General features: G+C 72.3%; 24 protein-coding genes. 11 read left to right on the top strand and 13 right to left on the bottom strand.

Annotation, left to right across the window (positions count from 1 at the left end; all coding sequences use genetic code 11):
* Nucleotides 1–19: 19 nt before the first annotated feature.
* The 3 genes from galK to ABCQ75_RS00210 are packed head-to-tail and all read right to left on the bottom strand — an operon-like array spanning nucleotide 20 to nucleotide 3,173.
* On the bottom strand, nucleotides 20–1,225 hold the full coding sequence (gene galK, locus ABCQ75_RS00200; protein ID WP_345882359.1) for a galactokinase: 1,206 nt from the start codon (nucleotides 1,223–1,225) through the stop codon (nucleotides 20–22).
* Nucleotides 1,222–2,343, bottom strand: a complete 1,122-nt coding sequence (gene galT / locus ABCQ75_RS00205; RefSeq protein WP_345882360.1) for a galactose-1-phosphate uridylyltransferase — start codon at nucleotides 2,341–2,343, stop codon at nucleotides 1,222–1,224. The genes galK and galT overlap by 4 nt, the downstream gene beginning before the upstream one ends.
* 56 nt (nucleotides 2,344–2,399) lie before the next feature.
* On the bottom strand, nucleotides 2,400–3,173 hold the full coding sequence (locus ABCQ75_RS00210) for a DeoR/GlpR family DNA-binding transcription regulator (protein WP_345882361.1): 774 nt from the start codon (nucleotides 3,171–3,173) through the stop codon (nucleotides 2,400–2,402).
* A gap of 137 nt (nucleotides 3,174–3,310) precedes the next feature.
* On the opposite strand from ABCQ75_RS00210, the gene ABCQ75_RS00215 reads away from it, so the two are divergent.
* From ABCQ75_RS00215 to ABCQ75_RS00230, 4 genes are read left to right on the top strand one after another with little or no spacing between them, the layout of a single operon-like run.
* A complete protein-coding gene (locus ABCQ75_RS00215; RefSeq protein ID WP_345882362.1) occupies nucleotides 3,311–4,270 on the top strand; it encodes an aldose 1-epimerase family protein in 960 nt (319 codons plus the stop codon).
* A gap of 12 nt (nucleotides 4,271–4,282) precedes the next feature.
* On the top strand, nucleotides 4,283–5,500 hold the full coding sequence (locus ABCQ75_RS00220; protein ID WP_345882363.1) for an AI-2E family transporter: 1,218 nt from the start codon (nucleotides 4,283–4,285) through the stop codon (nucleotides 5,498–5,500).
* Between the two features lie 2 nt (nucleotides 5,501–5,502).
* Complete coding sequence (gene ilvA, locus ABCQ75_RS00225) at nucleotides 5,503–6,756, top strand: threonine ammonia-lyase (protein WP_345882364.1); 1,254 nt, start codon at nucleotides 5,503–5,505, stop codon at nucleotides 6,754–6,756.
* A 38-nt stretch (nucleotides 6,757–6,794) separates the two neighbouring features.
* Nucleotides 6,795–7,418, top strand: coding sequence for a rhomboid family intramembrane serine protease (locus ABCQ75_RS00230; protein WP_345882365.1), 624 nt, complete (start codon nucleotides 6,795–6,797; stop codon nucleotides 7,416–7,418).
* An 82-nt stretch (nucleotides 7,419–7,500) separates the two neighbouring features.
* Here ABCQ75_RS00230 and greA read toward each other — a convergent pair whose 3' ends face one another.
* Nucleotides 7,501–7,998, bottom strand: coding sequence for a transcription elongation factor GreA (gene greA / locus ABCQ75_RS00235; protein WP_345882366.1), 498 nt, complete (start codon nucleotides 7,996–7,998; stop codon nucleotides 7,501–7,503).
* Between the two features lie 179 nt (nucleotides 7,999–8,177).
* Nucleotides 8,178–8,603 (bottom strand): DUF4307 domain-containing protein, encoded by a 426-nt coding sequence (locus ABCQ75_RS00240; RefSeq protein WP_345882367.1) that lies wholly within the window; start codon nucleotides 8,601–8,603, stop codon nucleotides 8,178–8,180.
* Between the two features lie 18 nt (nucleotides 8,604–8,621).
* Between ABCQ75_RS00240 and mca the strand changes: the two genes are divergently transcribed.
* The 3 genes from mca to ABCQ75_RS00255 all read left to right on the top strand — a co-directional run bounded on the left by mca (nucleotide 8,622) and on the right by ABCQ75_RS00255 (nucleotide 12,222).
* Complete coding sequence (gene mca / locus ABCQ75_RS00245; protein WP_345882368.1) at nucleotides 8,622–9,527, top strand: mycothiol conjugate amidase Mca; 906 nt, start codon at nucleotides 8,622–8,624, stop codon at nucleotides 9,525–9,527.
* A 51-nt stretch (nucleotides 9,528–9,578) separates the two neighbouring features.
* Nucleotides 9,579–9,845: a hypothetical protein gene (locus tag ABCQ75_RS00250; RefSeq protein ID WP_345882369.1), complete on the top strand. Its 267-nt coding sequence runs from the start codon at nucleotides 9,579–9,581 to the stop codon at nucleotides 9,843–9,845.
* A 115-nt stretch (nucleotides 9,846–9,960) separates the two neighbouring features.
* Nucleotides 9,961–12,222: a thioredoxin domain-containing protein gene (locus ABCQ75_RS00255; protein WP_345882370.1), complete on the top strand. Its 2,262-nt coding sequence runs from the start codon at nucleotides 9,961–9,963 to the stop codon at nucleotides 12,220–12,222.
* 28 nt (nucleotides 12,223–12,250) lie between these two features.
* On the opposite strand, the gene trhA is transcribed toward ABCQ75_RS00255, so the two are convergent.
* Complete coding sequence (gene trhA, locus ABCQ75_RS00260; protein WP_345882371.1) at nucleotides 12,251–12,925, bottom strand: PAQR family membrane homeostasis protein TrhA; 675 nt, start codon at nucleotides 12,923–12,925, stop codon at nucleotides 12,251–12,253.
* A gap of 119 nt (nucleotides 12,926–13,044) precedes the next feature.
* On the opposite strand from trhA, the gene ABCQ75_RS00265 reads away from it, so the two are divergent.
* Nucleotides 13,045–13,806 carry an isoprenyl transferase gene (locus ABCQ75_RS00265; protein ID WP_345882372.1) on the top strand — a complete coding sequence of 254 codons (762 nt, stop codon included), beginning with the start codon at nucleotides 13,045–13,047 and terminating at the stop codon, nucleotides 13,804–13,806.
* A gap of 252 nt (nucleotides 13,807–14,058) precedes the next feature.
* Nucleotides 14,059–15,402 (top strand): PhoH family protein, encoded by a 1,344-nt coding sequence (locus ABCQ75_RS00270; RefSeq protein ID WP_345882909.1) that lies wholly within the window; start codon nucleotides 14,059–14,061, stop codon nucleotides 15,400–15,402.
* Here ABCQ75_RS00270 and ABCQ75_RS00275 read toward each other — a convergent pair.
* A complete protein-coding gene (locus ABCQ75_RS00275) occupies nucleotides 15,399–15,881 on the bottom strand; it encodes a GNAT family N-acetyltransferase (protein ID WP_345882373.1) in 483 nt (160 codons plus the stop codon). The genes ABCQ75_RS00270 and ABCQ75_RS00275 overlap by 4 nt on opposite strands.
* Before the next feature lie 65 nt (nucleotides 15,882–15,946).
* Between ABCQ75_RS00275 and ABCQ75_RS00280 the strand changes: the two genes are divergently transcribed.
* The gene (locus ABCQ75_RS00280) at nucleotides 15,947–16,465 is read left to right on the top strand and encodes a prepilin peptidase (protein WP_345882375.1); all 519 of its coding nucleotides are present in this window, start codon (nucleotides 15,947–15,949) and stop codon (nucleotides 16,463–16,465) included.
* Nucleotides 16,466–16,555: 90 nt separating this feature from the next.
* Here the strand turns inward: ABCQ75_RS00280 and ABCQ75_RS00285 are convergent, their stop codons facing one another.
* The 4 genes from ABCQ75_RS00285 to ABCQ75_RS00300 form a co-directional block, all read right to left on the bottom strand.
* Nucleotides 16,556–17,035 carry an NUDIX hydrolase gene (locus ABCQ75_RS00285; protein ID WP_345882376.1) on the bottom strand — a complete coding sequence of 160 codons (480 nt, stop codon included), beginning with the start codon at nucleotides 17,033–17,035 and terminating at the stop codon, nucleotides 16,556–16,558.
* A gap of 183 nt (nucleotides 17,036–17,218) precedes the next feature.
* Nucleotides 17,219–18,658, bottom strand: coding sequence for a class II fumarate hydratase (locus tag ABCQ75_RS00290; protein ID WP_345882377.1), 1,440 nt, complete (start codon nucleotides 18,656–18,658; stop codon nucleotides 17,219–17,221).
* A gap of 44 nt (nucleotides 18,659–18,702) precedes the next feature.
* Complete coding sequence (locus ABCQ75_RS00295) at nucleotides 18,703–19,317, bottom strand: carbonic anhydrase (RefSeq protein WP_345882378.1); 615 nt, start codon at nucleotides 19,315–19,317, stop codon at nucleotides 18,703–18,705.
* A gap of 31 nt (nucleotides 19,318–19,348) precedes the next feature.
* Nucleotides 19,349–19,927, bottom strand: coding sequence for a DUF4245 domain-containing protein (locus ABCQ75_RS00300; protein WP_345882379.1), 579 nt, complete (start codon nucleotides 19,925–19,927; stop codon nucleotides 19,349–19,351).
* Nucleotides 19,928–20,056: 129 nt separating this feature from the next.
* On the opposite strand from ABCQ75_RS00300, the gene glpX reads away from it, so the two are divergent.
* Nucleotides 20,057–21,094 (top strand): class II fructose-bisphosphatase, encoded by a 1,038-nt coding sequence (glpX, locus tag ABCQ75_RS00305; protein ID WP_345882380.1) that lies wholly within the window; start codon nucleotides 20,057–20,059, stop codon nucleotides 21,092–21,094.
* A gap of 44 nt (nucleotides 21,095–21,138) precedes the next feature.
* On the opposite strand, the gene ABCQ75_RS00310 is transcribed toward glpX, so the two are convergent.
* On the bottom strand, nucleotides 21,139–22,122 hold the full coding sequence (locus ABCQ75_RS00310; RefSeq protein ID WP_345882381.1) for a lipid II:glycine glycyltransferase FemX: 984 nt from the start codon (nucleotides 22,120–22,122) through the stop codon (nucleotides 21,139–21,141).
* Nucleotides 22,122–23,408, bottom strand: a complete 1,287-nt coding sequence (gene manA / locus ABCQ75_RS00315; protein WP_345882382.1) for a mannose-6-phosphate isomerase, class I — start codon at nucleotides 23,406–23,408, stop codon at nucleotides 22,122–22,124. Before manA ends, ABCQ75_RS00310 begins: the two co-directional genes overlap by 1 nt.
* Between the last annotated feature and the right edge of the window lie 12 nt (nucleotides 23,409–23,420).

Raw genomic sequence — 23,420 nt, forward strand, 5'->3', positions numbered from 1 at the left:
GGCCCCCGACTGCAGGGCTTCACAGGAGGCGGCGTGCGCCGTCCGCCGGCAGCACAGTGAACACGTCCGGTGCGGTGAACCCGGCTGCGGCGAACGCCTCGGCGACGGCCGCACGGACCGCGCCTTCCGCCGTCGTGGGCACGAGCGCGATGGCCGAGCCTCCGAACCCGCCGCCGGTCATCCTCGCCCCGAGGGCGCCCGCGCCGCGTGCCGCCTCGACCGCGAGGTCGAGTTCGGGGCACGAGATCTCGAAGTCGTCCCGCATCGAGGCATGGCTGGCGTCGAGGAGGGGGCCGATCGAGGCCGGGCCCGCCTCCCGGAGGGCCCTGACGGTCTCCAGGACGCGCCCATTCTCGGTGACGACATGGCGCACCCGCCGGAACGTCACGGGATCGAGGAGCCCGCGCGCCTCGTCCAGGTCCGCGGCTGAGACGTCCCGGAGTGCTTCGACGCCGAGCACCTCGGCCCCGAGCTCGCATGAGGCACGCCGGCTCGCGTACCCGCCGTCGGCGTGGGAGTGGGCCACCTTCGTGTCCACCACGAGGACGACGAGGCCGGCCTGGGCGGGGTTGAACGGGATGAGCTCGGCGCTCTGGTCCCGGCAGTCCAGGAACACTGCGTGCCCCGAGGCGCCCCGCAGCGAGGCCGACTGGTCCATGATGCCGGTCGGCGCGCCGACGAAGTCGTTCTCGGCCCGCTGCGTGAGGAGCACGAGCTCCTCTGCGGAGAGAGAGGTGCCCGAGAGGTCTGCGAGCGCCGTCGCCACCGCGCACTCGATCGCGTGCGAGGACGAGAGCCCCGATCCGAGGGGCACGTCCGAGTCCAGGACGAGGTCCGCTCCGGGGACCCCGATGCCGCGATGGGCGAGCGCCCAGGCGACCCCGGCGGGGTATGTGGTCCAGCCGGGCGCTGTCCCCGGCGCAAGGGATCCGAGCTCGAGCTCGACGACGCCGTGCCGCCCGTACGTCGAGACGAGCCGCAGTATGCGGTCGGGCCGGCGCCGCACCGCGACCCTCGCGGCGCGGTCGATCGCGAAGGGCAGGACGAAGCCTGCGTTGTAGTCCGTGTGCTCGCCGATGAGGTTCACCCTTCCCGGCGCCTGCCACACGCCGTCGGGCGTGCCGCCGAAGTGCGCTGCGAAGGCGTCGAGGACGGCGGCGGCTGGGGTGTCGGGGGAGGGCGCACCGGACGCGGACGGGGCGCCGGACGTGGGGGGAGTGCTCATACCGCGGCCTTTCCGGCGACGGCGGCGCGCACGCGCTGGGCCGTCTCCTCGGGTGTCGTGTCGTTGATGAAGGCGCCCATCGCGGCCTCGGAGCCGGCGAGGAACTTGAGCTTGTCCGCGGCCCGCCGCGGCGAGGTCAGCTGGAGGTGGAAGCGCGAGGCGGGGCGCAGCACCCGGTCAAGGGGCGCCTGGTGCCACGCGGCGATGTAGGGGGTGGGCGTCCCGTAGAGCGCGTCGAAGCCCTTGAGGAGCCGGAGGGTGAGATCCGCGAGCTCGTCCTTCTCGGCCCCGGTGAGGGCGGCGAAGTCGGCGGCGTGCCGGTGGGGCACGAGGTGCACCTCGAGCGGCCATCGCGCGGCGAAGGGGACGAACGCACTGAAGTGGCCGCCCTCGATCACCATCCGCTCGCCCGCGGCGCTTTCGCGCTCGAGCAGCGTCCCCAGGAGCGTGCTCCGGCCGTCCTCGGCGTCGAAGAACCGGCGCGCGGCGGCCCCCAGCTGTGCCGCACGGGGCGTGATGTACGGGTACGCATAGATCTGGCCGTGGGGGTGGTGGAGCGTGACGCCGATGTCCGCCCCCCGGTTCTCGAAGGGGAACACCTGGCGCACGCCGGGCAGGGCGCTGAGCGCGGCCGTCCGCTGGGCCCAGGCCTCTACCACCGTCCGCGCCCTCTCGTACGGCAGCTCGGCGAACGCTCCGGTGTGCGAGGGAGTGAAGGACACCACTTCGCAGCGGCCCGCCGCGGCGGCGACGGTGCCCCAGGGGAGGGCATCCGGCAGGTCCGCCGCCACGGGGCCCAGGGAGGGGAAGCGGTTCTCGAAGACGACCACGTCGTAGTCCGGATCCGGGATTTCGGAGGCGTTCGACGGCGTGGTGGGGCAGAGCGGGCACGCGTCGGCAGGCGGGAGGTGGGTCCGGGTCTGGCGGTGGGCAGCGACGGCGACCCAGTCGCCGCTGAGCTCGTCGTACCGGACCTGGCCAGGCTCCGGGCGGGCCGGAAGGGCGCGAGCGTCCGGGACAGGGACCCGCGGCGCGGTGGCGGGGTCGTCGAAGTACAGGATTTCGCGGCCGTCGGCGAGCCTCGCGGAGGCGACGCGGGCGGAGGAGGTGTGGTGCATCGTTTCCTCGCTGGGCAGGGTGGGGGGCTGGGACTGGGCTGGGTGGCTGGGCCGGGTCAGGGGACGTCGGCGACGACGACGTCGGGGACGCTCTGGCGCACCTCTTCGAGCGCGGCGTCGGAGAGCTGGTTGTCGGTCACCAGGGTGTCCACGGCATCGAGGGGGAGGATCGTCGCGAGGCTCACGAGCCCGTACTTGCTGTGGTCCGCGAGGACCACGAGACGGGCCGCCGCCCCCGCCGCCGCCCGGTTCGCCTCGGCCTCGAGCATGTTGGGCGTGGTGAGGCCGGCGCGCGGGTGGAGTCCGTGGACGCCCATGAAGCAGGTCTCGACGTGGAGCTGCGCGAGCGTCGAGGTCGTCAGGGGCCCCACGAGTGCCTCTGACGGCGTGCGCTCCCCGCCCGTGAGGATGGTGCGCACCCCGTGGCCGGGGTCCCCGAGTGCCTCGGCGACCTTGATCGAGTTGGTGGCGACCGTGAGATCGGGCACGGTTGCCAGGAGGCGTGCGAGGGCGAAGGTCGTGGTGCCCGCGGTGACGAAGATCGTCGCGCCGGGCCGGACGAGCTCGAGGGCGCGGGCCGCGATGGCCTCCTTGGCGTCCGGCCGGTGCCCGATCTTCGCGGCGAACCCGGGCTCGGCGAAGCCGACGTCCGCCGGTCGGGCTGCCCCGCCGTGCACGCGCCGGGCGAGACCCTGCTGCTCGAGGTGCTCGATGTCCCTGCGGATCGTCATCTCCGAGACGCCGAGGGCAGCCGCGAGCTCGGCGACGCGCACGGCCTCGCGCCCCTCGAGCTCGTGCACGATCCGCGCGTGCCTTTCCGCTGCCAGCATGATGTCCCCCTCGGTGGAGCCCCGGTGAAGCCGGCCGCCAGCAGGCGGCCGATGTCACATCGTCGATCTATTTCTAACAAAAGATAACATTGGAGCGGCCGCTGCGGAAGAGGTCCAAGGACTGTAGCGTGGCGGTCATGGCCTCGTCATCCGTTCCCCCGCCACCCTCTGCCCCCACTGCCCCCGGTGCCGCGCGGCGCGCGGCCACCGGCATCCAGCACACCATCGCCCGCGGCGGTGGCACCGCCGTGGTGACCGAGCTGGGAGCAGCCCTCCGCTCCTACTCGCGCAACGGCGTCGTGCTCGTGGAGACGTTCGGCGACCACGAGATCCCGCCGGGCGCGTGCGGGCTGACCCTCGCACCCTGGGCCAACCGGATCGAGGACGGCCGCTGGACCCTCAACGGCCAGGTGCAGCAGCTGGACATCACCGAGCCCTCGAAGGGGAACGCGAGCCACGGGCTCCTGCGCAACACCGGGTATGCGGCTCTCGCTGCGACGGAGGCCTCGGTGGTCCTCGAGGCCGTGGTCTTCCCGCAGCACGGCTACCCCTTCCTGGTCCGCCACAGGGTCGAGTACGCCCTCGACGATGACGGCGGCCTGAGCGTGACGCAGACGCTCTCGAACGATTCGGCCGAGCCCGCCCCGTACGGGCTCGGTGCGCACCCGTACCTGCGCCTCGGCGAGGTGCCCACGGAGGAACTCGTGCTCACCGTGCCCGCCGCGACCCGGCTGGCGGCCGACGAACGGAAGATCCCCCGGTCTGCCGAGCCGGCCCAGGGGGAGTGGGACCTGCGCCCGGGCCAGCGCGTGGGCGGGCTCTCCATCGACGCCGCGTACACCGGCCTCGCGAGGGAGGGGGGCGTGGCCCGCAGCACTCTGGCCGCCCCGGACGGCCGCGCGGTCTGGCTGTGGCAGGACGACGCGTGCCCGTACGTGCACGTCTACATCTCGGACCGCTTCCCGGGCCGGCCCAAGGCGGTCGCGCTCGAGCCGATGACCGCGCCCGCCAACGCGTTCAACAGCGGCGACGGCCTGCGCTGGCTCGGGCCCGGCGCGGCGGCCTCGATGCGCTGGGGGATCGGATCCCGCCTCTGAAAGGATGGGCCCATGGAGGACAGAACTGCACGCATCCAGTCCGAGCAGCCCCCGGCCCCGGCCGCCAGCGCTGCGGCCGCCGTCGAGCGGCGTCGCTCCGCCCGGCCCGTGACGGAGGCAGAGCTCCCGTTCGCTCTGCGCATCGCGGCCGCCTGGTCGTGGCGGCTGGCCATCATCCTCGTGGTGGGCTACGGCGTGGTGTGGGCCCTCGCACAGCTGAGCTTCCTCGTCATCTCGGTCCTCGTCGCAGCGCTCCTCGCGGGGCTCCTGCTGCCCGTGGTGAGGCTGCTCCACAGGGCAGGCCTCCCGCGCGGGCTCGCCGTGGCGCTGACCGAGGTGGGCTTCATCGCTGCGGTCGTCGGCGTCCTGGTGCTTGTGGGACGTCAGCTGACCGCCGGGTTCCGCGCCCTGTGGAACCAGGCGCTCGAGGGCGTGGCCGAGGTCCAGCGGTGGCTCGCCGAGGGTCCCCTGCAGATCAGCGCCTCGCAGCTCGACGCATACCTCAAGGAGGCCCAAGACCTCCTGAGCTCCAACCAGGGCTCTCTCGTGAGCGGGGTCCTGAGCGTGGGCAGCTCGGCCGGCCACCTCATCACCGGGGCGCTCATCGCGCTCTTCGTCCTCGTGTTCTTCCTCCTCGAGGGGGAGCGGATCTGGACGTTCCTCGTGCGGCTCCTCCCGCGCCGGGCGCGGCCCGCGGCAGACGGCGCCGGGCGCAGCGGGTGGGCGTCCCTCGTGAACTATGTCCGGGTCCAGGTCCTCGTCGCCGCCGTGGACGCGATCGGCATCGGCGTGGGCGCCGCGATCCTCGGCGTCCCGCTCGCCCTGCCCCTGGGCATCCTCGTCTTCCTCGCCTCCTTCATCCCGGTGGTCGGTGCGCTCGTGAGCGGCGTGGTCGCCGTCCTCCTCGCCCTCGTCGCGAACGGGTTCGTCAACGCCCTGATCATGCTCGTGATCGTCGTGGCGGTGCAGCAGATCGAGAGCCATGTGCTGCAGCCGCTCATCATGGGCCGCGCGGTGTCCCTGCACCCGGTCGCCGTGATCCTCGCGGTCGCCGCAGGGTCCTACCTCGCAGGAATCCCCGGCGCCCTGTTCGCGGTGCCCACGCTCGCCGTAGCGAACTCGGCCGTTCGCTACATCGCGGCCCGGGCGTGGGACACTGAAAGGGTGCCCGCGGCCGTCGCCGACGCGCCGCCGGGCGGCCAAACCCCCGTGGACCCCAAGGAGACCTGAGCATGGAAGCCCTCTCGACACTCGCTGTGACGCTGGACGATGTCCTGGCCGCGCAGGAGCTGCTCGAGGGCATTATTGCCGTGACGCCGATCGAGACCTCGAGGGCCCTCGGGCAGATGGTGGGCGGCGAGGTCTACCTCAAGTGCGAGAACCTCCAGCGCGCGGGCTCGTTCAAAGTGCGCGGCGCGTACGTGCGCATGGCACGGCTCAGCCCGGAGGAGAAGGCCCGGGGCGTCGTGGCCGCCTCCGCCGGCAACCACGCCCAGGGCGTGGCCGTCGCCGCGAGGCGGCTCGGGATCCGCGCCCGCATCTACATGCCCGTGGGCGTCGCGCTGCCCAAGCTCCAGGCCACCCGCTCGCACGGGGCAGAGGTGGTCCTCCACGGCCACAACGTGGACGAGGCTCTCGCCGAGGCCAAGCGCTACGCCGAGGAGACCGGCGCCGTGTTCGTCCATCCGTTCGACAACGCGGACGTCGTGGCCGGCCAGGGCACGGTGGGCCTCGAGATCCTCGAGCAGGTCCCGGACGTTGACACGATCGTCATGGGCGTGGGCGGTGGGGGCCTCCTCGCCGGCGTCGCGGTGGCCGTCAAGGCGAGGGCCCGCGAGCTCGGCCGCGAGATCCGTGTGATCGGGGTCCAGGCGGAGAACGCCGCGGCGTACCCGCCCTCGCTCGCGGCGGATGCCCTCGTCCCGCTCGCGTCCGTCTCGACGATGGCGGACGGCATCGCCGTGGGCCAGCCCGGCCAGATCCCGTTCAGCATCATCCGCGAGCTGGTCGACGACGTCGTGACCGTGAGCGAGGAGTCCCTCGCCCGCGCCCTCATCTTCCTGCTCGAGCGCGCCAAGCTCGTGGTCGAGCCCGCCGGCGCGGTCGGCGTCGCCGCCCTCATGGACGGCAAGCTCGCCGAGCTGGGGATCCAGCCCAAGAAGACGGCCGTGATCCTCTCCGGCGGCAACATCGACCCGATGCTCATGCTCAAGGTCATCCAGCGCGGCCTCTCCGCCGCGGGCCGCTACTTCACCGTCCGCATGATGCTGGACGACCGCCCCGGCTCCCTCGCGACCATCTCCCGCATCATCGCCGAGAACGACGCCAACGTCACGGGCGTGGACCACACGCGCGTGGGCGGCTCGATCAGCATGGGAGACGTGGCCATCACGATCGACATGGAGACGAAGGGCCACGAGCACTGCGAACAGGTCCTGCGGGCCCTGCGTGCCGAGGGCTTCCAGCCCATCGTCATCCACGTCTGAGCGCGAGCGCGCCGGGCAGGCGCGAAGAGGGGGAGCACATGGGGGCGGAGCTCGCTGGCAGGGCGCGCGCGGGCCTGGTCACGATGATCGCGGTCACGGCGGTGCTCTACGCGCTCCAGATCGCCAACATGGCCACGCTCGGCTGGCTCGCGAGCACGTTCGGGATCCGGCCGCGGGACCCGGAGAGCCTCCCGGACATCCTCACCTCGCCGCTCGTGCACGACCCGACCGGGTGGGGCCACCTCGCCGCGAACACGCTCCCGCTGATCGTCTTCGGCTTCCTCGCGTTCCTCGCCGGGGTGCGCGAGTTCCTCACGGCCGTGGCGCTCTCGTGGCTCGCCTCGGGGATCGGCGTGTGGCTCTTCGGCGGGAGCATCTTCGGCCTGCCGTCGATCACGGTCGGTGCCTCCGGGGTCATCTTCGGGCTGTTCGGCTTCCTCCTCGTGCGCGGGTTCCTCAACCGGCGCTGGGGCCAGATCCTGCTCGCCGTCGCCCTGTTCATCGCGTACGGCGGGGTGCTGCTCGGCGCGCTGCCCACGCTGGAGCGCGGCATCTCATGGCAGGCACACCTCTTCGGGCTCCTGGGCGGGGTCGCCGCCGCGGTCGCACTGCGCTCGCGCGAGCGGGGCCCGCGCCCGCGTTCCCAGACGCGCTCGCGCTGACGCACGCCAGCCAGACGACGACGGCGCCGCCCCCGCGCAAGGGGGGCGGCGCCGTCGTGCGCTGGCCGGGTGGGCCGGGCCGTCAGCCGGAGTACGGCGTGGCCGAGACGATCTCGACCTCGATCTCGCGGCCGTTGGGCGCCGTGTAGGAGAGCTTGTCGCCCTGCTTGTGGCCCACGATCGCGGCGCCGAGCGGGGACTTCTCGCTGAAGACGTCCAGATCGGTGCCGCCGTCGGCGATCTCGCGGGAGCCGAGGAGGAAGCGCTCCTCGTCCCCGGCGATCTTGGCGACGACGATCATGCCGGGCTCGACGACGCCGTCGTCCGCGGGCTTCTCGCCGACGTGCGCGTTGCGCAGCAGCTCGGTCAGCTGGCGGATGCGGGCCTCGATCTTGCCCTGCTCCTCCTTGGCGGCGTGGTAGCCGCCGTTCTCCTTGAGGTCGCCTTCCTGGCGGGCGGCCTCGATGCGCTCGACAATCTCGTGCCGGCCGGGTCCCGAGAGGTGGTCCAGCTCGGCCTTGAGACGGTCGTAGGCCTCCTGGGTGAGCCAGGCGCCGCCCTGATGGGTCGTGGTGGACATCTCGTCTCCTCGTTGGGTTTCTTCCAAGCAAAGACCCCGCCTGCGGGCTGGGCGCGCCTACGGCATGATGCCTCGGGAGCGCTTTCTCGACCACCGGCGGGGCAAGGGCTGTTGATCCATTCTAGTGACACTGCGGGGCGAACCCAAGCTGGGCGGGCCCGCGTGTCCCGGGCCGGGGCTCAGCCGCCGGTGATCCAGCAGGAGTCGACGACGGCGCTCACGGCGCCGCTCTCGGTGCGCAGGGGCACGGTGACCGGCGTGGTGACAGTGCCGCTCGCGCCTGCGCTGGGACCGACGGCGATCTCCTTCCAGCCCACGACGGCGTACGACTCGGAGAGTGCCTTGACCGCGCACACGGCGCTCGCCGAGGCGTCCTTGGACACCTCGAAGTCGATCTCGGCGTGCCAGGGGTCCTGGACCCGGAAGCCGACGTCCTTGGACCTGACCTCAGGCTGCCCGACGCCCACGGCGAGCCACGCGGCGACCGCGATGCCCAAGGCCAGGCCCACTGCCACCAGCACGCGGGCGGCGGTGCGGGAGAGGCCTCTGCGGGGGCTGCCGTAGCGTGCCGCGAGGGCAGGGTTCGCGCTGATGTCCGGGTCCACCCGGCTATTCTAGGAGCCGTGTCTGAGAACGAGCGCCCGCTGAGGCTCCTCGCGGTCCATGCCCATCCCGACGACGAATCGAGCAAGGGCGCGCCCATGATGGCCAAGTACCTTGCCGAAGGCCACGAGGTCATGGTCGTCTCCTGCACCGACGGCTCCCGCGGGGACATCCAGAACCCGCGCATCCTCGACGCGCCCCACCCCCTGCGCGACATGGCCGGGGCGCGGCGGCTCGAGATGGCCGCGGCCCAGCGGGTCATCGGCGTGCAGCACCGGTGGCTCGGCTTCACGGACTCTGGCCTGCCTGAGGGGGACCCGCTCCCGCCCCTGCCGTGGGGATCCTTCGCGACGCTCCCGCTCGAGCAGGCCGCGGCGCCGCTCGTGCGCCTCATGCGCGAGTTCAGGCCGCACGTCGTCGTCTCCTACGACGAGAACGGCGGCTACCCGCACCCGGACCACATCATGGCGCACCGGATCGCGGTGGAGGCCTTCCACGCAGCGGGGAAGGCGGACGCCTACCCGGACGCGGGCGAGCCGTGGGAGCCGGCCAAGCTGTACTACGACGTCCCGTTCAATCCGGACCGCGTGCGCAGGATCCACGACGCGCTCGTCGCGGCGGGGCTCGAGTCGCCCTACGCGGACTGGATCGCCAAGGCCGCGGAGAACGACGCCGAGGGGCACCGCCCGTGGAAGTCCCGCCATCGGGTCACGACCCAGGTGGAGTGCTCGGCCTACTTCGCGGTGCGCGACCGCGCGCTCGCGGCGCACGCCACCCAGATCGATCCCGACGGATGGTTCTTCGCCGTCTCCCTCGAACTCCGGGAGCGCGAATGGCCGTGGGAGGACTACTCGCTCATGTCCTCGAGCGTCGGCGGCCCTGCAGAGGGCGAGACCGAGACGGACCTCTTCGCCGGGCTGCGCTAGGCGCATCTCTTGCAGGGCCGGCCCTCCGCGCCCCCGGGATAGGATGTTCCGGTGCTGAACCTCCTCGTTGCCCTCACGCCCACGCCGTCTCCCGACGGGACCCTCAGGCCGGGGCTGTCCGAGGACCAGATCACCCCCGGCACATGGGGGTTCCTGCTCACCGCGTTCGTCGTGGTCCTCACCATGCTCCTGATCGTGGACATGGTGCGCCGCCTCCGCCGCGTGCGGTACCGCGCGCAGGTCGAGGAGCAGCGTGCCCAGGCCCAGCAGGCTGATGAGCGGGGAGACACCGGGGAACAGGACAGGGCCGGCCAGTAGCGACGGCCCCTGGCCCACCGGGCCCCGCGCTTTCCTCTGCTTGCGCCTTCTTGTCCTTGTGCCTTCCCCGCCCTTGTGCCTTCTCGGCACCCGGCGGGCAGGGCAGACTGGCCCCATGGCCAACCGACTCGCAGGCTCCCCGTCCGCCTACCTCCGCCAGCACGCCGACAACCCCGTCCACTGGCAGCCCTACGGCGAGACGGCCTTCGCCGAGGCGGCCCGCAGGGACGTCCCCGTCTTCATCTCGATCGGCTACGCGGCCTGCCACTGGTGCCATGTGATGGCCCATGAGTCCTTCGAGGACCCCGCGGCCGCCGCAGTGCTCAACGAGGGCTTCGTGTCGGTCAAGGTGGACCGCGAGGAGCGCCCCGATGTGGACACGGTGTACATGGCCGCGTGCCAGGCCATGACGGGGGAGGGCGGCTGGCCTCTGAGCATCTTCGCCCTGCCGGACGGCCGGGCGTTCTACGCCGGCACCTACTTCCCGCCCACGCCGCACCCCTCCCGCCCGAGCTTCCGGCAGGTGCTCGACGCCGTGCGCGAGGCGTGGACCGAGCGCCGCGAGGCGGTCGAGCGCCAGGCAGGCTCCCTCGCCGAGGGCCTCGGCGGGCTGTTCTCGGCGCAGCTCCTGCGCCTCGACGCTCGCGCCGGGGAACAGGGAACCGGCGGGCTGGCCGCCCTGACGGCGGACGCCGTCGTGCGCCTGGGGAAGGCCGAGGACCCCGAGAACGGAGGCTTCGGGCGCGCACCCAAGTTCCCGCCGTCGCCTGTGCTCGCGTTCCTTGTCCGGCACGCCGCGACCCAGGCGCCCACAGCGGGGGCGGCGCGCGCACTTGCGGGGCGCACCCTCGCGGCGATGTGCCGTTCGGCGCTCTTCGACGTGCTCGGCGGCGGGTTCGCGCGCTATTCGGTGACCGCCGACTGGTCCCTCCCGCACTACGAGAAGATGCTCTACGACAACGCCCAGCTCCTGCGCGTCCTCGCGCACTGGGTGCGCCTCGGCGGTGACGCCGGGTTCCCCGCCGAGGAGGCGCGCGCGGCCGCGGTGCTCACGGCGGACTGGCTCGTGCGGGAGATGGGCCTGGCCGGCGGCGGTTTCGCCTCTTCGCTCGACGCCGACTCGGAGCGGGACGGCCACGCGGTGGAGGGCGGCTACTACGTGTGGACCGCCGCCGAGCTCGCGGAGGCGGCGGGGGAGCGCGACGCCGCCCGGCTGGCCTCGGTCTTCGGCGTCCCCGCGGGCGGGGCACGCCGGGGCGGCGCGCACGCCGGGGGCGCTGCGCCCGGCGCGGCAGAGGGCGTCGAGGGGCGCTATGGCGGGCCGCTCCACGCGGCCCGCGAGCTGGGCCCGGACGAACGCGCGCTGCTCGAGCGGCACCGGGAGGCCCTCGCGGCAGCGCGGTCCAGCCGGCCCCGCCCCGGCCGGGACGAGAAGGCCGTGGCCGGCTGGAACGGCCTGGCCGTCGCCGCGCTCGCGGACGCCGCGGCAGTCCTCGGCCGCCCCGACCTGCTCGGGCATGCACGGCGCGCCGCCGTGCTCCTGTCCGAGACGCACTGGGACGGCAGCCGCCTGGCCCGGGTCTCCCACGGCGGGGTGGCCGGAGGCGTGGAGGGGATGCTCTCCGACTACGCGGCGTGCGCCGAGGGCGCCTACGCGCTCTACGCCGCGAGCGGCGAGGACCGATGGTTCGTGTGGGCCGGGGAGCTGCTGGACGCAGCGCTCTCACGGTTCGTGGCGGACGGCCTGCTCTCCGATGTGCCGGTCGGGGCGGGCACGGACGCAGGGGATGCGGTCGGGCTGGCCGGTGCTGGCGCAGCGGGGCCCGGCATGGCCGCAGCCGGCGGGGCGCGCCTCCTCGATGCGATGGACAACGAGGCCCCGAGCGGCGCCTCCCTGCTCGCCGGCGCGCTCCTGGCCCGGAGCGCCTACACAGGGTCGTCCGCGGACCGTGAGGCCGCGGCTGCGGTCCTCGCAGGGCTCCCCGGCCTCGTGGGCCAGTCGCCCCGGGTGGCGGGCTGGCTGCTCGCCGTCGCGGAGGCCGCCGTCGCGGGCCCGCTCGAGGCGGCGGTCGTAGGGCCGCTCACGGGCCCGCGCGCGGCCGAGACGCTGGCGCTGCACCGCGAGGCGCTCTCCTCGCCGAGCCCCGGGCTGGTCATCGCGCTCGGCGAGGCCGGCACGCCGGGCGAGGCCGGCACGCCGGGTGAGGCTGGCAGCTCCGGCGAGGGGGCCGGCGTCGTGCCCCTCCTCGCGGGGCGCACCGGCGCGGACGACGGCGGGCCGCTCGCCTACGTGTGCCGCGGCTTTGCCTGCCGCCTGCCAGTGCGGGCCCCGGAGGCGCTGCGCGCCGAGCTCGCGGGGGAGGCCGCGCGAGCCTGATCAGGACGGCTGGGGCAGGCCAGCGTTGTCAGGCGGCCCGGATGCTGAGGACGGCGATGAGGATCGCCGCGAAGTGCGTCGCGAAGGCCACCACGGTGAACGCGTGGAACATCTCGTGGAATCCGAAGTGCCGGTAGCTGAAGTTGGGACGCTGGAGGCCGTAGAACACGGCGCCGGCGATGTAGAGGGCGCCGCCCGCGCAGACGAGCACTGCCGCGGGGACGCTCGCTGCGAAGAACTGCGGCAGGAACAGCAGCGCCGCGCAGCCCAGCACCACGTAGACGGGAACGTAGAGCCACCGGGGCGCGCCGAGCCACAGGACGCGGAACAGGACGCCGAAGAGCGCCGCCGCCCAGATGGCCGTGAGCAGCCCGGCCGCCAGGGGGCGGGGGAGGAGCGCGATCGAGAGGGGCGTGTACGTGCCCGCGATGACGAGCATGATGTTCGTGTGGTCGAGGCGCTTGAGCACGGCCTTGGTGCGCGGGGCCCACGTGCCGCGGTGGTAGACCGCGCTCACGGCGAAGAGCGAGAGGCCCGTGGCCGCGTAGACGGCGACTGCCGCCTTGTTCTCCGGCCCTGGCGCGACGACGAGCAGCACGATCCCCGCGGCGAGCGCGAAGGGCGTGGCCACGGCGTGGATCCAGCCCCGCCATGAGGGCTTGATGGCCAGGAGTTCGGCCCGGGCCTCCGGTGTCGCCTGCATGGCCCACACCCTATCCTACTGGCGAGTAACCTGAAAGGGGCCGGGCGCGTGCTGCGGTAGCCTAGAGGGGCATCAGCGGCAGGCCCGGCAGGGCGCGGACCCACGGGCGGGAGGGGCATTTGGAACTGCCCGGTTTCCTCTACGGCTACTACGAGCGGCGCCTCATGCGCTCGCTGGACCGGACCAGCATCCCCGGGCACATCGGCGTCATGGTGGACGGCAACCGCCGCTGGGCCCGCCAGTTCAATGCCCCCACGAGCCAGGGCCACCGCGCGGGGGCCGACAAGATCCACGAGTTCCTGGGCTGGTGCCGCGACCTCGGCGTCCGGGTCGTGACGCTGTACATGCTCTCCACGGACAACATGAGCCGTTCCAGCGAGGAGCTCGACGAGCTCACGGCGATCATCGCCGAGACCCTGGACCGGCTCGACGAGGACCCGACCGTGTCCGTCCACGCGATGGGCGCCCCCGAGCTGCTCCCCGACCACCTCGCCGAGCGGCTCGCGCGGCTCTCGTCCAAGCCCAGCCCCTCCGAGCCGCTCCACGTCAACGTCGCAGTCGGCTACGGCGGGCGACGGGAGATCGTCGACGCCGTGCGGGAGCTCCTGCGCGACGCCGTGGCACGCGGCGAGGACATCGCCGCCCTCGCCGAGCGGCTCGATGTGGAGGACATCTCGCGCTTCCTCTACACCGCCGGCCAGCCCGACCCTGACCTCGTGATCCGCACCTCCGGGGAGCAGCGGCTCTCCGGATTCCTCATGTGGCAGAGCGCGTACAGCGAGTTCTACTTCTGCGAGGCGCTGTGGCCCGCCTTCCGCAAGGTCGACTTCCTCCGCGCCCTCCGCGACTACGCGGGGCGCAACCGGCGCTTCGGCGCCTGAATGACACCAGCGTAGTTTTTCGGGACCGACGCGCGCCGTTCACCGTCCCGTCACGTGAGCGGGCTTACATTGACCGCATCGGGAGGCAGCCCGCCGCCCGATGCGGGGAGGCCGAGAATGGGCTTGCGTCACAGCAGCGCCAGGGGGCCGGTCCCGGCCTCGCGGCCGAGCCGGACGGAACTGGATGACGCCGGGGGTCACTCCCTGGGGGCTGGAGTCGACGTGACAAGCATCGGGGCAACCCACACCGCACTGCCCGCACAGTCCGCTGCAGCGCACAGCACCGACGACGGGGCGCGCAGGACCTACGTGCTGGACACGTCCGTGCTGCTCTCGGATCCGAGGGCGCTCCTGCGCTTCGCCGAGCACGAGGTGGTGATCCCCGTCGTCGTGATCACCGAACTCGAGGGCAAGCGCCACGATCCCGAGCTGGGCTACTTCGCCCGCAAGGCACTGCGCCTCCTGGACGACCTGCGCGTCCGCCACGGGAGCCTCAACCAGGCTGTGCCCCTCGATGCCGACGGTGGAGCGGCCGGGGGGACGCTCGTCGTCGAGCTCAACCACATCTCCGCCGACGTCCTGCCCGCCGGCTTCCGCAGCGGGGACAACGACGCGCGCATCCTCGCAGTAGCGCAGAACATGGCCAACGAGGGCAGGGCAGTGACGCTCGTGTCCAAGGACCTGCCGATGCGCGTCAAGGCCTCGGCCATGGGACTCGCGGCCGACGAGTACCGCAACGAGCAGATCGTCGACTCGGGTTGGACCGGCGTCGCGGAGGTCGACGCGGACGAGGAGCAGGTCTCCGCGCTCTACGGCCACGAGGCGGTCCTGCTGCCTGAGGCCGCCGAGATGCCCGTCAACACCGGCCTCGTGATCCTCTCCCCGCGCGGTTCCGCGCTCGGACGGGTCGGCGCGGACAAGCAGGTGCGCCTCGTCAAGGGTGACCGGGACGTCTTCGGGCTCCACGGCCGCTCCGCCGAGCAGCGCCTCGCGATCGACCTCCTCATGGACCCGGGCGTCGGCATCGTGTCCCTCGGCGGCAAGGCGGGCACGGGCAAGTCCGCGCTCGCGCTGTGCGCAGGACTCGAGGCGGTCATGGAGCGGCGTGAGCACAAGAAGATCGTGGTGTTCCGGCCCCTCTACGCCGTGGGCGGCCAGGAGCTCGGCTACCTGCCGGGCTCAGAGACCGAGAAGATGAACCCCTGGGCGCAGGCCGTGTTCGACACGCTCGGGGCGCTCGTGAGCAAGGATATCCTCGACGAGGTCATGGACCGCGGGATGCTCGAGGTCCTTCCGCTCACCCACATCCGGGGCAGGTCGCTGCACGACTCGTTCGTGATCGTGGACGAGGCGCAGTCGCTCGAGAAGAACGTCCTCCTGACCGTCATGAGCCGCATGGGCCAGAACTCGAAGATCGTCCTCACGCACGACGTCGCGCAGCGGGACAACCTCCGCGTGGGCCGGCATGACGGGATCGCCGCGGTGGTCGAGACCCTCAAGGGCCACCCGCTCTTCGGGCACGTGACGCTCACGCGCTCGGAGCGTTCGCCCATCGCCGCACTCGTCACCGAGATGCTCGAGGGCGCCGAGATCTAGGAGCCGACGCCGAGGAAGGCGGCGGCCTGCGGGCCGCCGCCGACCTCGAGCTCCCAGCCGGGGCGGCGGAAGGCCTCCTTGGTGGCCCGCGCCTCGAGGCCATAGCCGCGCCCCTGCTCGTCGCGTCGCAGCCACGAGCCGGTCTCGACCGTCCTGCGGTCCGCGAAGCGGGAGGCGCTGATGTCCTGCGCCCCGAGCATCGCGCCGTCGTGCGCGAAGATGCCGAACTGGACCGTCCACGCGTCGGCGCCCACCTCCGAGCGGCGCCCCCAGACCCAGCGGGCCGTGTTCGCCGCGAGCTCTCCGGGGGGTGCTCCCGTCCACGGCACCGCGAAGGGCATGCGGGCCGGGTCATGGATCCCGGAGAGGACGGCCTCGGCCAGAGCCGGGAGGTCGTCGTCCCGCAGGGGGCGCAGGACGAGTCGCGGCGTGCCCAGGCGGAGCCCGAAGAGCGGCCACACGTCGTTGAGGGTCAGCATGGCGCTACGCTAGTGCACGCCGTGGCGGGACACCCGCGAGGGCACGGGTCCGATAAGGTCCAACCGTGACCAACCGTCTTCCCGAACTGTGGCAGGACAGCCCCGTCGCCTTCTGGCTCGTGGTGGCGTGCCTGTGCTATTTCGCGTGGATGGCCGCGCGCCTCGCCGTCATCGACATCCGCAGCCACCTCCTGCCCAACCGCATCGTCCTACCGAGCTACTGGGCCGCGGTGCCCCTCGCCGCCGCTGCGGCGATCGGCACCGCGGGGGCGGTGTTCGACCTCGCGGCCGTGCTCCGTGTGCTCGGCGGTGGAGCCGTGCTGTGGCTCGTCTACTTCGTCCTCCGGGTCGTCTATCCCGCTGGCATGGGGTTCGGAGACGTCAAACTCGCGGGGGTGCTCGGGCTGTACCTGGGCTTCCTCAGCTGGGGCCACCTCTTCTGGGGCACCGCTGCCGCGTTCCTGCTCGGGGGGCTGTCCGGGATCGCGATCATCGTGTCCCGGCGCGGGAACGCCAAGTCCGAGATGCCGTTCGGCCCTTTCATGCTGGCCGGCGCCGCCCTCACGCTCCTCCTCCCGGCCTGACCGCCCCGGCCCACACCCTTTCCGGGGTCACCTTCCTGCGACCCGGGGTCACCTTCCTGCGACGCGGGGTCACCTTCCTGCGACGCGGGGTCACCGGGCCGGTTCCACATAGTGCGTACGCCCGGCCGGGTCCAGCGCCCAGTCAATGGCCCGGCGATGAAGAGGCGGAAGGTCCGGCAGTTCGCCAGGGGGGAACCAGCCGACCTCGAGGTTCTCGTCATCGGCGACCCGGGCCTCGCCAGAGAGGTACCGGCATCCCATCACGACGTCGAGGTACTGTGCGTGGTCGCCATTCGGGTACACGACAGGCGCCGTCGTCCCGACACCGGCCACGTGTGTGACCTCGACGTCTACACCGGTCTCCTCGAGGACCTCGCGCACCGCTGTCGCGGCCGGCTCCTCGCCGGGTTCGATGATGCCGGCTGGCACCGTCCACCGTCCGTTGTCGGCCCGCCGCACCAGGAGCAGCCGTCCGGCATCGTCCGTGACCACGGCCTTGACTCCCGGGAGCCAGAGGGGATGGCCGCCGATCTTGTCACGCAGGGCCAGGATGAAGTCGGGGATCGGCATGGTCCAAGCCTAAGCCGGGTACGACGGCGGCCGCGGCCTTGGGCGGAAGGCCGCGGCCGCCGTCGTGCGCGCCGGGGTGACCCCGGGACGCAGGGAGGTGACCCCGGGACGCTGGGAGGTGACCCCGGGACGCTGGGAGGTGACCCCGGGACGCAGGGAGGTGACCCCGGGTGCAGGGGGCTGCTACTTGTTGTTGCCCGTCATCGTGGTGACGTCGAGCGCCTTGTCGAGGTCGGCCTCGGAGACCTTGCCCTCGCCCTCGCCGACGAAGCCGAGCTTCTCGGTGGCCTGGCGGATGGTCAGGCCCTCCTTCACGGCGGTCTTGGCGATCTTGGCGGCGTTCTCGTAGCCGATGTACTTGTTCAGCGGCGTCACGATCGAGGGCGAGGCCTCCGCGAGGAAGCGCGCGCGCTCCTCGTTCGCGGTGATGCCGTCGATCATCTTGTCCGCCATGACGCGCGAGGTGTTCGCGAGGAGGCGGATGGACTCGAGCAGGTTCGCGGCCATGACCGGGATGCCGACGTTGAGCTCGAAGGCACCGTTCGTGGAGGACAGGGCGATCGTCGTGTCGTTGCCGACCACCTGTGCGGCGACCATGATCGCTGCCTCGCAGATGACCGGGTTGACCTTGCCCGGCATGATCGACGAGCCCGGCTGGAGGTCCGGGATGGCGATCTCGCCGAGGCCCGTGTTGGGGCCGGAGCCCATCCAGCGCAGGTCGTTGTTGATCTTCATGAACGAGTACGCGATGCTGCGCAGCTGGCCCGAGGCCTCGATGAGGCCGTCGCGGTTCGCCTGGGCCTCGAAGTGGTTGCGGGCCTCGGTGATCGGCAGGCGCGAGTCCGCCGCGAGCAGCTCGATGACGCGCTGGGGGAAGCCGGCGGGAGTGTTGATGCCGGTGCCGACCGCGGTGCCGCCGAGGGGCACCTCGGCGACGCGGGGGAGGGAGGCCTGGATGCGCTCGACGCCGTAGCGCACCTGTGCTGCATACCCGCCGAACTCCTGCCCCAGGGTCACGGGAGTTGCGTCCATGAGGTGCGTGCGCCCCGACTTCACGATTCCCGCGAACTCGGCTGCCTTGCGCTCGAGGGACTCCGCGAGGTACTCGAGGGCCGGGACGAGGTCGTTCAGGAGCGCATCGGTCGCGGCCACGTGGACCGAGGTCGGGAAGACGTCGTTGGAGGACTGCGACGCGTTGACGTGGTCGTTCGGGTGCACGGTCGTGTCCGAGCCGCCCTCGGCCAGTGCGCGGGTCGCGAGCTCGGCGATGACCTCGTTCGTGTTCATGTTGCTCGAGGTCCCCGAGCCCGTCTGGAAGACGTCGATCGGGAAGTGGTGGTCGAACTCGCCCGAGGCGACACGGTCGGCAGCCGCGGCGATCGCCTGGGCGCGCTCGTCGTCGAGCACCCCCAGCTCGGCGTTGGCGAGCGCGGCGGCCTTCTTGACGCGCGCGAGGGCCTCGATGTGCTTGCGCTCGAGGGTCTTGCCGGAGATCGGGAAGTTCTCGACCGCGCGCTGGGTCTGGGCGCGGTAGAGGGCGGCGGCGGGGACGCGGACCTCGCCCATCGTGTCATGCTCGATGCGGTATTCGGAGGCAGGGGCCTGCACTGCAGAGTCAGTCATGGCTCCCAGAATAGGCCCCTGCGCGGACCGGCTCCGAACTGTGGCTAGACGTTGCCGAAGCCCGAGACGAGCTCGGCCTTGCCCTCCGCGAGGCGGTACGTCACGCCCAGGACAGCGGTGCGTCCCTCGTCCACGGCGCTCGAGATGGTCTGCGAGGTGGCCAGCAGCCGCTTGGCGGTCTGCTTGACGTGCTCGACCACGGTGTCGTTGACCTCGGTCACGCCGTTGCGCTGGGCGGTGATCACCGAGGGCATGATGCGCTCGACGAGGTCGCGGACGAACCCGCCGGGCATCTCCCCGCTCGTGTACGCGTCGATCGAGGCCGTGACGGCTCCGCAGGAGTCATGGCCGAGGACCACGATGAGCGGGGCCCCGAGCACGCCGATCGCGTACTCGAGCGAGCCGAGCACGGCGTCGTCGATCACCTGGCCGGCCGAGCGCACCACGAACGCGTCGCCGAGGCCGAGGTCGAAGATGATCTCTGCCGCGAGGCGGGAGTCGGAGCAGCCGAAGATCACGCAGAAGGGGTTCTGGCCGCCCACGAGCTCGTCGCGGCGGGCGGAGTCCTGGTTCGGGTGGCTGCTGGTGCCGTGCACGAATCGCTGGTTGCCCTCGCGCAGGGTGCGCCAGGCCTGGGCAGGGGTGAGAGTCTCAGACACACGCACACTCTAGCGCGGGGCGCCGCCGGCCTCAGCTGCGGAGCGACCCGATGACGGCCGCGGCAACGGCGTCCAGCTCGTCGAAGCCCGCAGAGCCGCTCAGCACGACAGTCGTGCCGCCCACCTCTGCGACGAGGCTCTTCTCCGTCCCGGGCCTGTCGTAGAGCGTGAAGTCGACGCCGGCAACGGTGCGCGTGCCCGTGACAGGCGCCTGCTTGACCTCCGTGAGGAGCCAGGTGGGGTTCGCCGAGGCGGTCTGGACGAGCGAGACGAACTGCTGCTGGGGCGTCGTCCACCCCACATCCCAGTGCGCCACCCCGTCCGCGCCAGCAGGGTTCCACCTCGCGTAGTTCGCGGAGTAGCCAGCGGGCAGCTCCGGCGCCGCGGGCTCGAAGCCCGCCACCGGGGCAGCGTTGCGCGCGACGGCGGTCACGTCCGCGGCGGGGCGCGTCACCTCGCCCTTGGGGGCGACATTCAGGAGGACCACCGGCAGGATCGCGAGCACGCTCACCACGAGGGCCATGACCATGCCGATGACCGAGGCGTTGGCGCGCTTCGCGGCTGCCTGGCTCAGGACCGGCTTGACGGGGGAGGACATTTCGCTGCTCACCCCTCCATGGTCCCGCATGGGCGCGCGTGCAGGCGAACCGGGGTGCCGGCGTGGGGCACGTCATCGTGGGCAGGAGGCGGAAGAGGAAGACTATGATCGAGACAAAGCCCGCTCGAAGAAGAGGTCACCGTGCCCCCAGCGCCGATCGACAGCCAGTACTCGACCCTGTCCAGCTCCCTCAATGTCGGAGTCCATGAGCCGGACCGCAACCTCGCTCTCGAACTCGTCCGCGTCACCGAGGCCGCGGCGATCGCCGGCGGCCACTGGGTCGGCTTCGGCGACAAGAACAAGGCGGACGGCGCCGCGGTCGACGCGATGCGCTCCTTCCTGCAGACGGTCCACTTCAACGGCGTCGTGGTGATCGGCGAGGGCGAGAAGGACGAAGCGCCCATGCTCTACAACGGCGAGCGCGTCGGCGACGGCACTGGGCCTGAGGTGGATGTCGCCGTCGACCCGATCGACGGCACCCGCCTGACGGCCCTCGGCATCAACAACGCACTCGCGGTCCTCGCGGTCGCGGAGCGCGGGACGATGTTCGACCCGTCCGCGGTCTTCTACATGGAGAAGCTCGTCACCGGCCCCGAGGCCGCCGACCTCGTGGACCTCCGCCTCCCGGTCAAGCAGAACCTGCACCTCATCGCCAAGGCCAAGGGCGTCAAGATCAACCAGGTCACGGTCTGCGTCCTGGACCGCGACCGGCACAAGCCCCTCGTCGAGGAGATCCGCGCGGCGGGTGCGCGCACCAAGTTCATCATGGACGGCGACGTCGCGGGCGCGATCGCCGCGGCCCGCTCGGGCACCGGCGTCGACGCGCTCATGGGCGTCGGCGGCACCCCCGAGGGGATCGTCGCGGCATGCGCGATCAAGTCCCTCGGCGGCGTCATCCAGGGCCGGCTCTGGCCGACGAGCGACGAGGAGAAGCAGAAGGCCATCGACGCCGGCCACGACCTCGACCGCGTCCTGACCACGAACGACCTGGTCACGAGCGACAACTGCTACTTCGCGGCCACGGGCATCACGGACGGCGATCTGCTCCGCGGCGTGCGCTACGAGAAGGACCGCGTCAAGACACAGTCGATCGTGATGCGCAGCAAGTCCGGCACTGTCCGCTTCGTCGACGCCGAGCACCACGCGAGCAAGTGGGAGCCCTGGGCGCGCCAGGCCTGAGCACGGTCCGGAGGGCCAGGTCCTCCAGGCCCTGCTGCACCGGCTCAGCCGCGCTGCAGCAGGGCCTTCGTGCGTGAGAGCACCGTCCGCGCCACCGAGCGAAGGACCCCGCGCAGGCCGCGGAGGCCCTGGTAGGCGGCGTAGCGCCCCTTGTCCACCGGCAGGTCCCACGTGCCCGTGCGCGCCACCTCGTGGCCCCCGAAGGACTTCTTGAACGCGCTGAACCCCGCCCAGCGGTGGTCCGGCTGGTCCGCTGGCGCAACGCCCCAGAGGTCCACCCAAGCGAGCCCCTTGGCCTTCGCATCGAGGATGAGGGCGACGACGAGGGGGATGCCGGCGCTGAGCCGGCGGTGCGCGTCATCGATGGCCGCGTGCGCATAGGTGCGGGTGTCCGCGGTGTCGTAGACGAGTGCCGCGGCGATCGGGGTTCCCTCGAGCTCGGCGATCCAGAGGCTCGCGGCTCCGGCAGGCATGAGCGTCTGGGCGACGGTGCGAAGGTAGGAGTCGCTCTGCGGGGTGAAGCGGCCTCGCGCCGCCGTCGCATGCAGAAGCCGGAGCAGGATCCCGAGCTCGGCCGGATCGTCGCTCGAGCGGACCGTGACGCCCTTCTTGTGGATGTTCCGGTGCAGGTTCCGGTTGGTGGACTTCATCGCCCCGAGGATGTCCTTCTCGTCCCCGTCGAGTCCCACGAGCCACGTCAGCTCGGGCTGCAGGTCCGAGGGCGCCCGCGTGAGGCCGAGGCCGCGGAGCGCGGCCGCTGGGTCTCCGCCGAACGGCGCCTCCACCGGCTCGATCCGCACTGCCATCGCCCCGAGGCGGCGCGCCTCCGCCTCGAGCGAGCCGAGGGCAGCGCGCAGGGATTCAGCGGTGGAGGCCACGGGGCCATAGGGCGCGTAGAGGATCGTGCCGAGGGCGTTGCGCTCGAGCGTCGCGAGGTACCGCCAGCCCGGTCCGCCGCGCTCGACGACGGTCTGGCCGAGGGCCCGCTGCACCTCGCCCCACAGCGGTGTCTGGAGGAAGTGCTCCATCAGGCGTGCACCCCCGCGTCCGTTGCCTCGATCCGGTGGACGGCCAGGCCCGTGGTGACCGCGAACGCGAGTGCTCCCTCGGGGCCGGGGTGCGCGATGGCGGGCGCCTCCGCGGCGGGGACGAAGGCGCTGTCCCCGCGGTGCATCACGAGGTCGCCCCTCGGCGAGTCGAGGGTCAGGCTCCCGCTCACGCACAGGACGACGGCGGGCCCGGACTGGGCGACCGGCACCGGTTCGCCGCCCGGGCGGGCATCGATGCGCTGGAGCTGGAACTCGGCGAACGGAGGGCGGTAGACCTCCTGGCCGAGCTCCGATTCCTCGGCCGCGAGGCGCGGGACGCCGACGGCGGCGAACACGACCGTGCGCAGGAGTTCGGAGACGTCGACGTGCTTGGGCGTGAGGCCGCCGCGCAGGACGTTGTCGGAGGACGCCATGACCTCGATTGCGAGGCCCTTGAGGTAGGCGTGGACGTTGCCCGCCGCGAGGTAGAGGGCCTCGCCGGGTTCGAGCGAGACGCGGTTGAGCATGAGCGAGATGAGCACACCCGGGTCCGAGGGGTACTCGGCGGCGAGCTGGGCTACGGTGAGCAGGTCCCGATCGTCCGTGCCGGACGCCCTCACTGCCGCGGCGGCCGCGTCCACGCAGCCGCGCACCTGCTCGCCGCCCGCGATGAGCCGGGCGAAGGCAGTGCGGAGGGCCTCGGCCTCGTCGGGGGTGCGCAGGAGCTCGGCCACCTGCTCGGTGACCTCGGCAGCCTCGGAGTACTCCTCAGCGGTCAGGAGCGCTGTGAGCTCTTCGAAGAGGACGGCCGCGCTTCCGGGCGACCGGAAGCCGGAGAGCGCCTCGAACGCGGTGAGCGCGAAGACCATCTCGGGCTTGTGGTTGTCGTCCCGGTAGTTCCGGTGCGGGGCGCCGCGGTCCACCCTTGCGGCCTCCTCGGCGGCGAAGCCCGCCCGCGCCTGCTCGAGGGTCGGGTGGACCTGGAGCGAGAGCGGGCCCGCCGCCGCGAGCACCTTGAGCAGGAACGGCAGCCGGGGTCCGAAGGCCTCCACGCTCTCGGGCCCCAGCATGCCCTCCGGGTCCACGGCGATGAGCTCCTCGAGGGTCATTCCGGGGTCCCCGTCATCGGGATCGGAGCCGCCGGCGAGGACGGAGGGGGAGCCGGGGTGCGCGCCGATCCAGAGCTCGGCCTCGGGGTCGCCGCTGGGGGTCCGCCCGAGCAGGTCGGCGATGGCGGTCCGTGATCCCCACGCGTAGTCGCGCAGGGTGTTGTGCAGAAGGTGCATGGAAGGTTTCCT

Origin of the sequence: Sinomonas halotolerans, from assembly GCF_039615075.1 — a bacterium.
Taxonomy (GTDB): Bacteria; Actinomycetota; Actinomycetes; order Actinomycetales; family Micrococcaceae; genus Sinomonas; species Sinomonas halotolerans.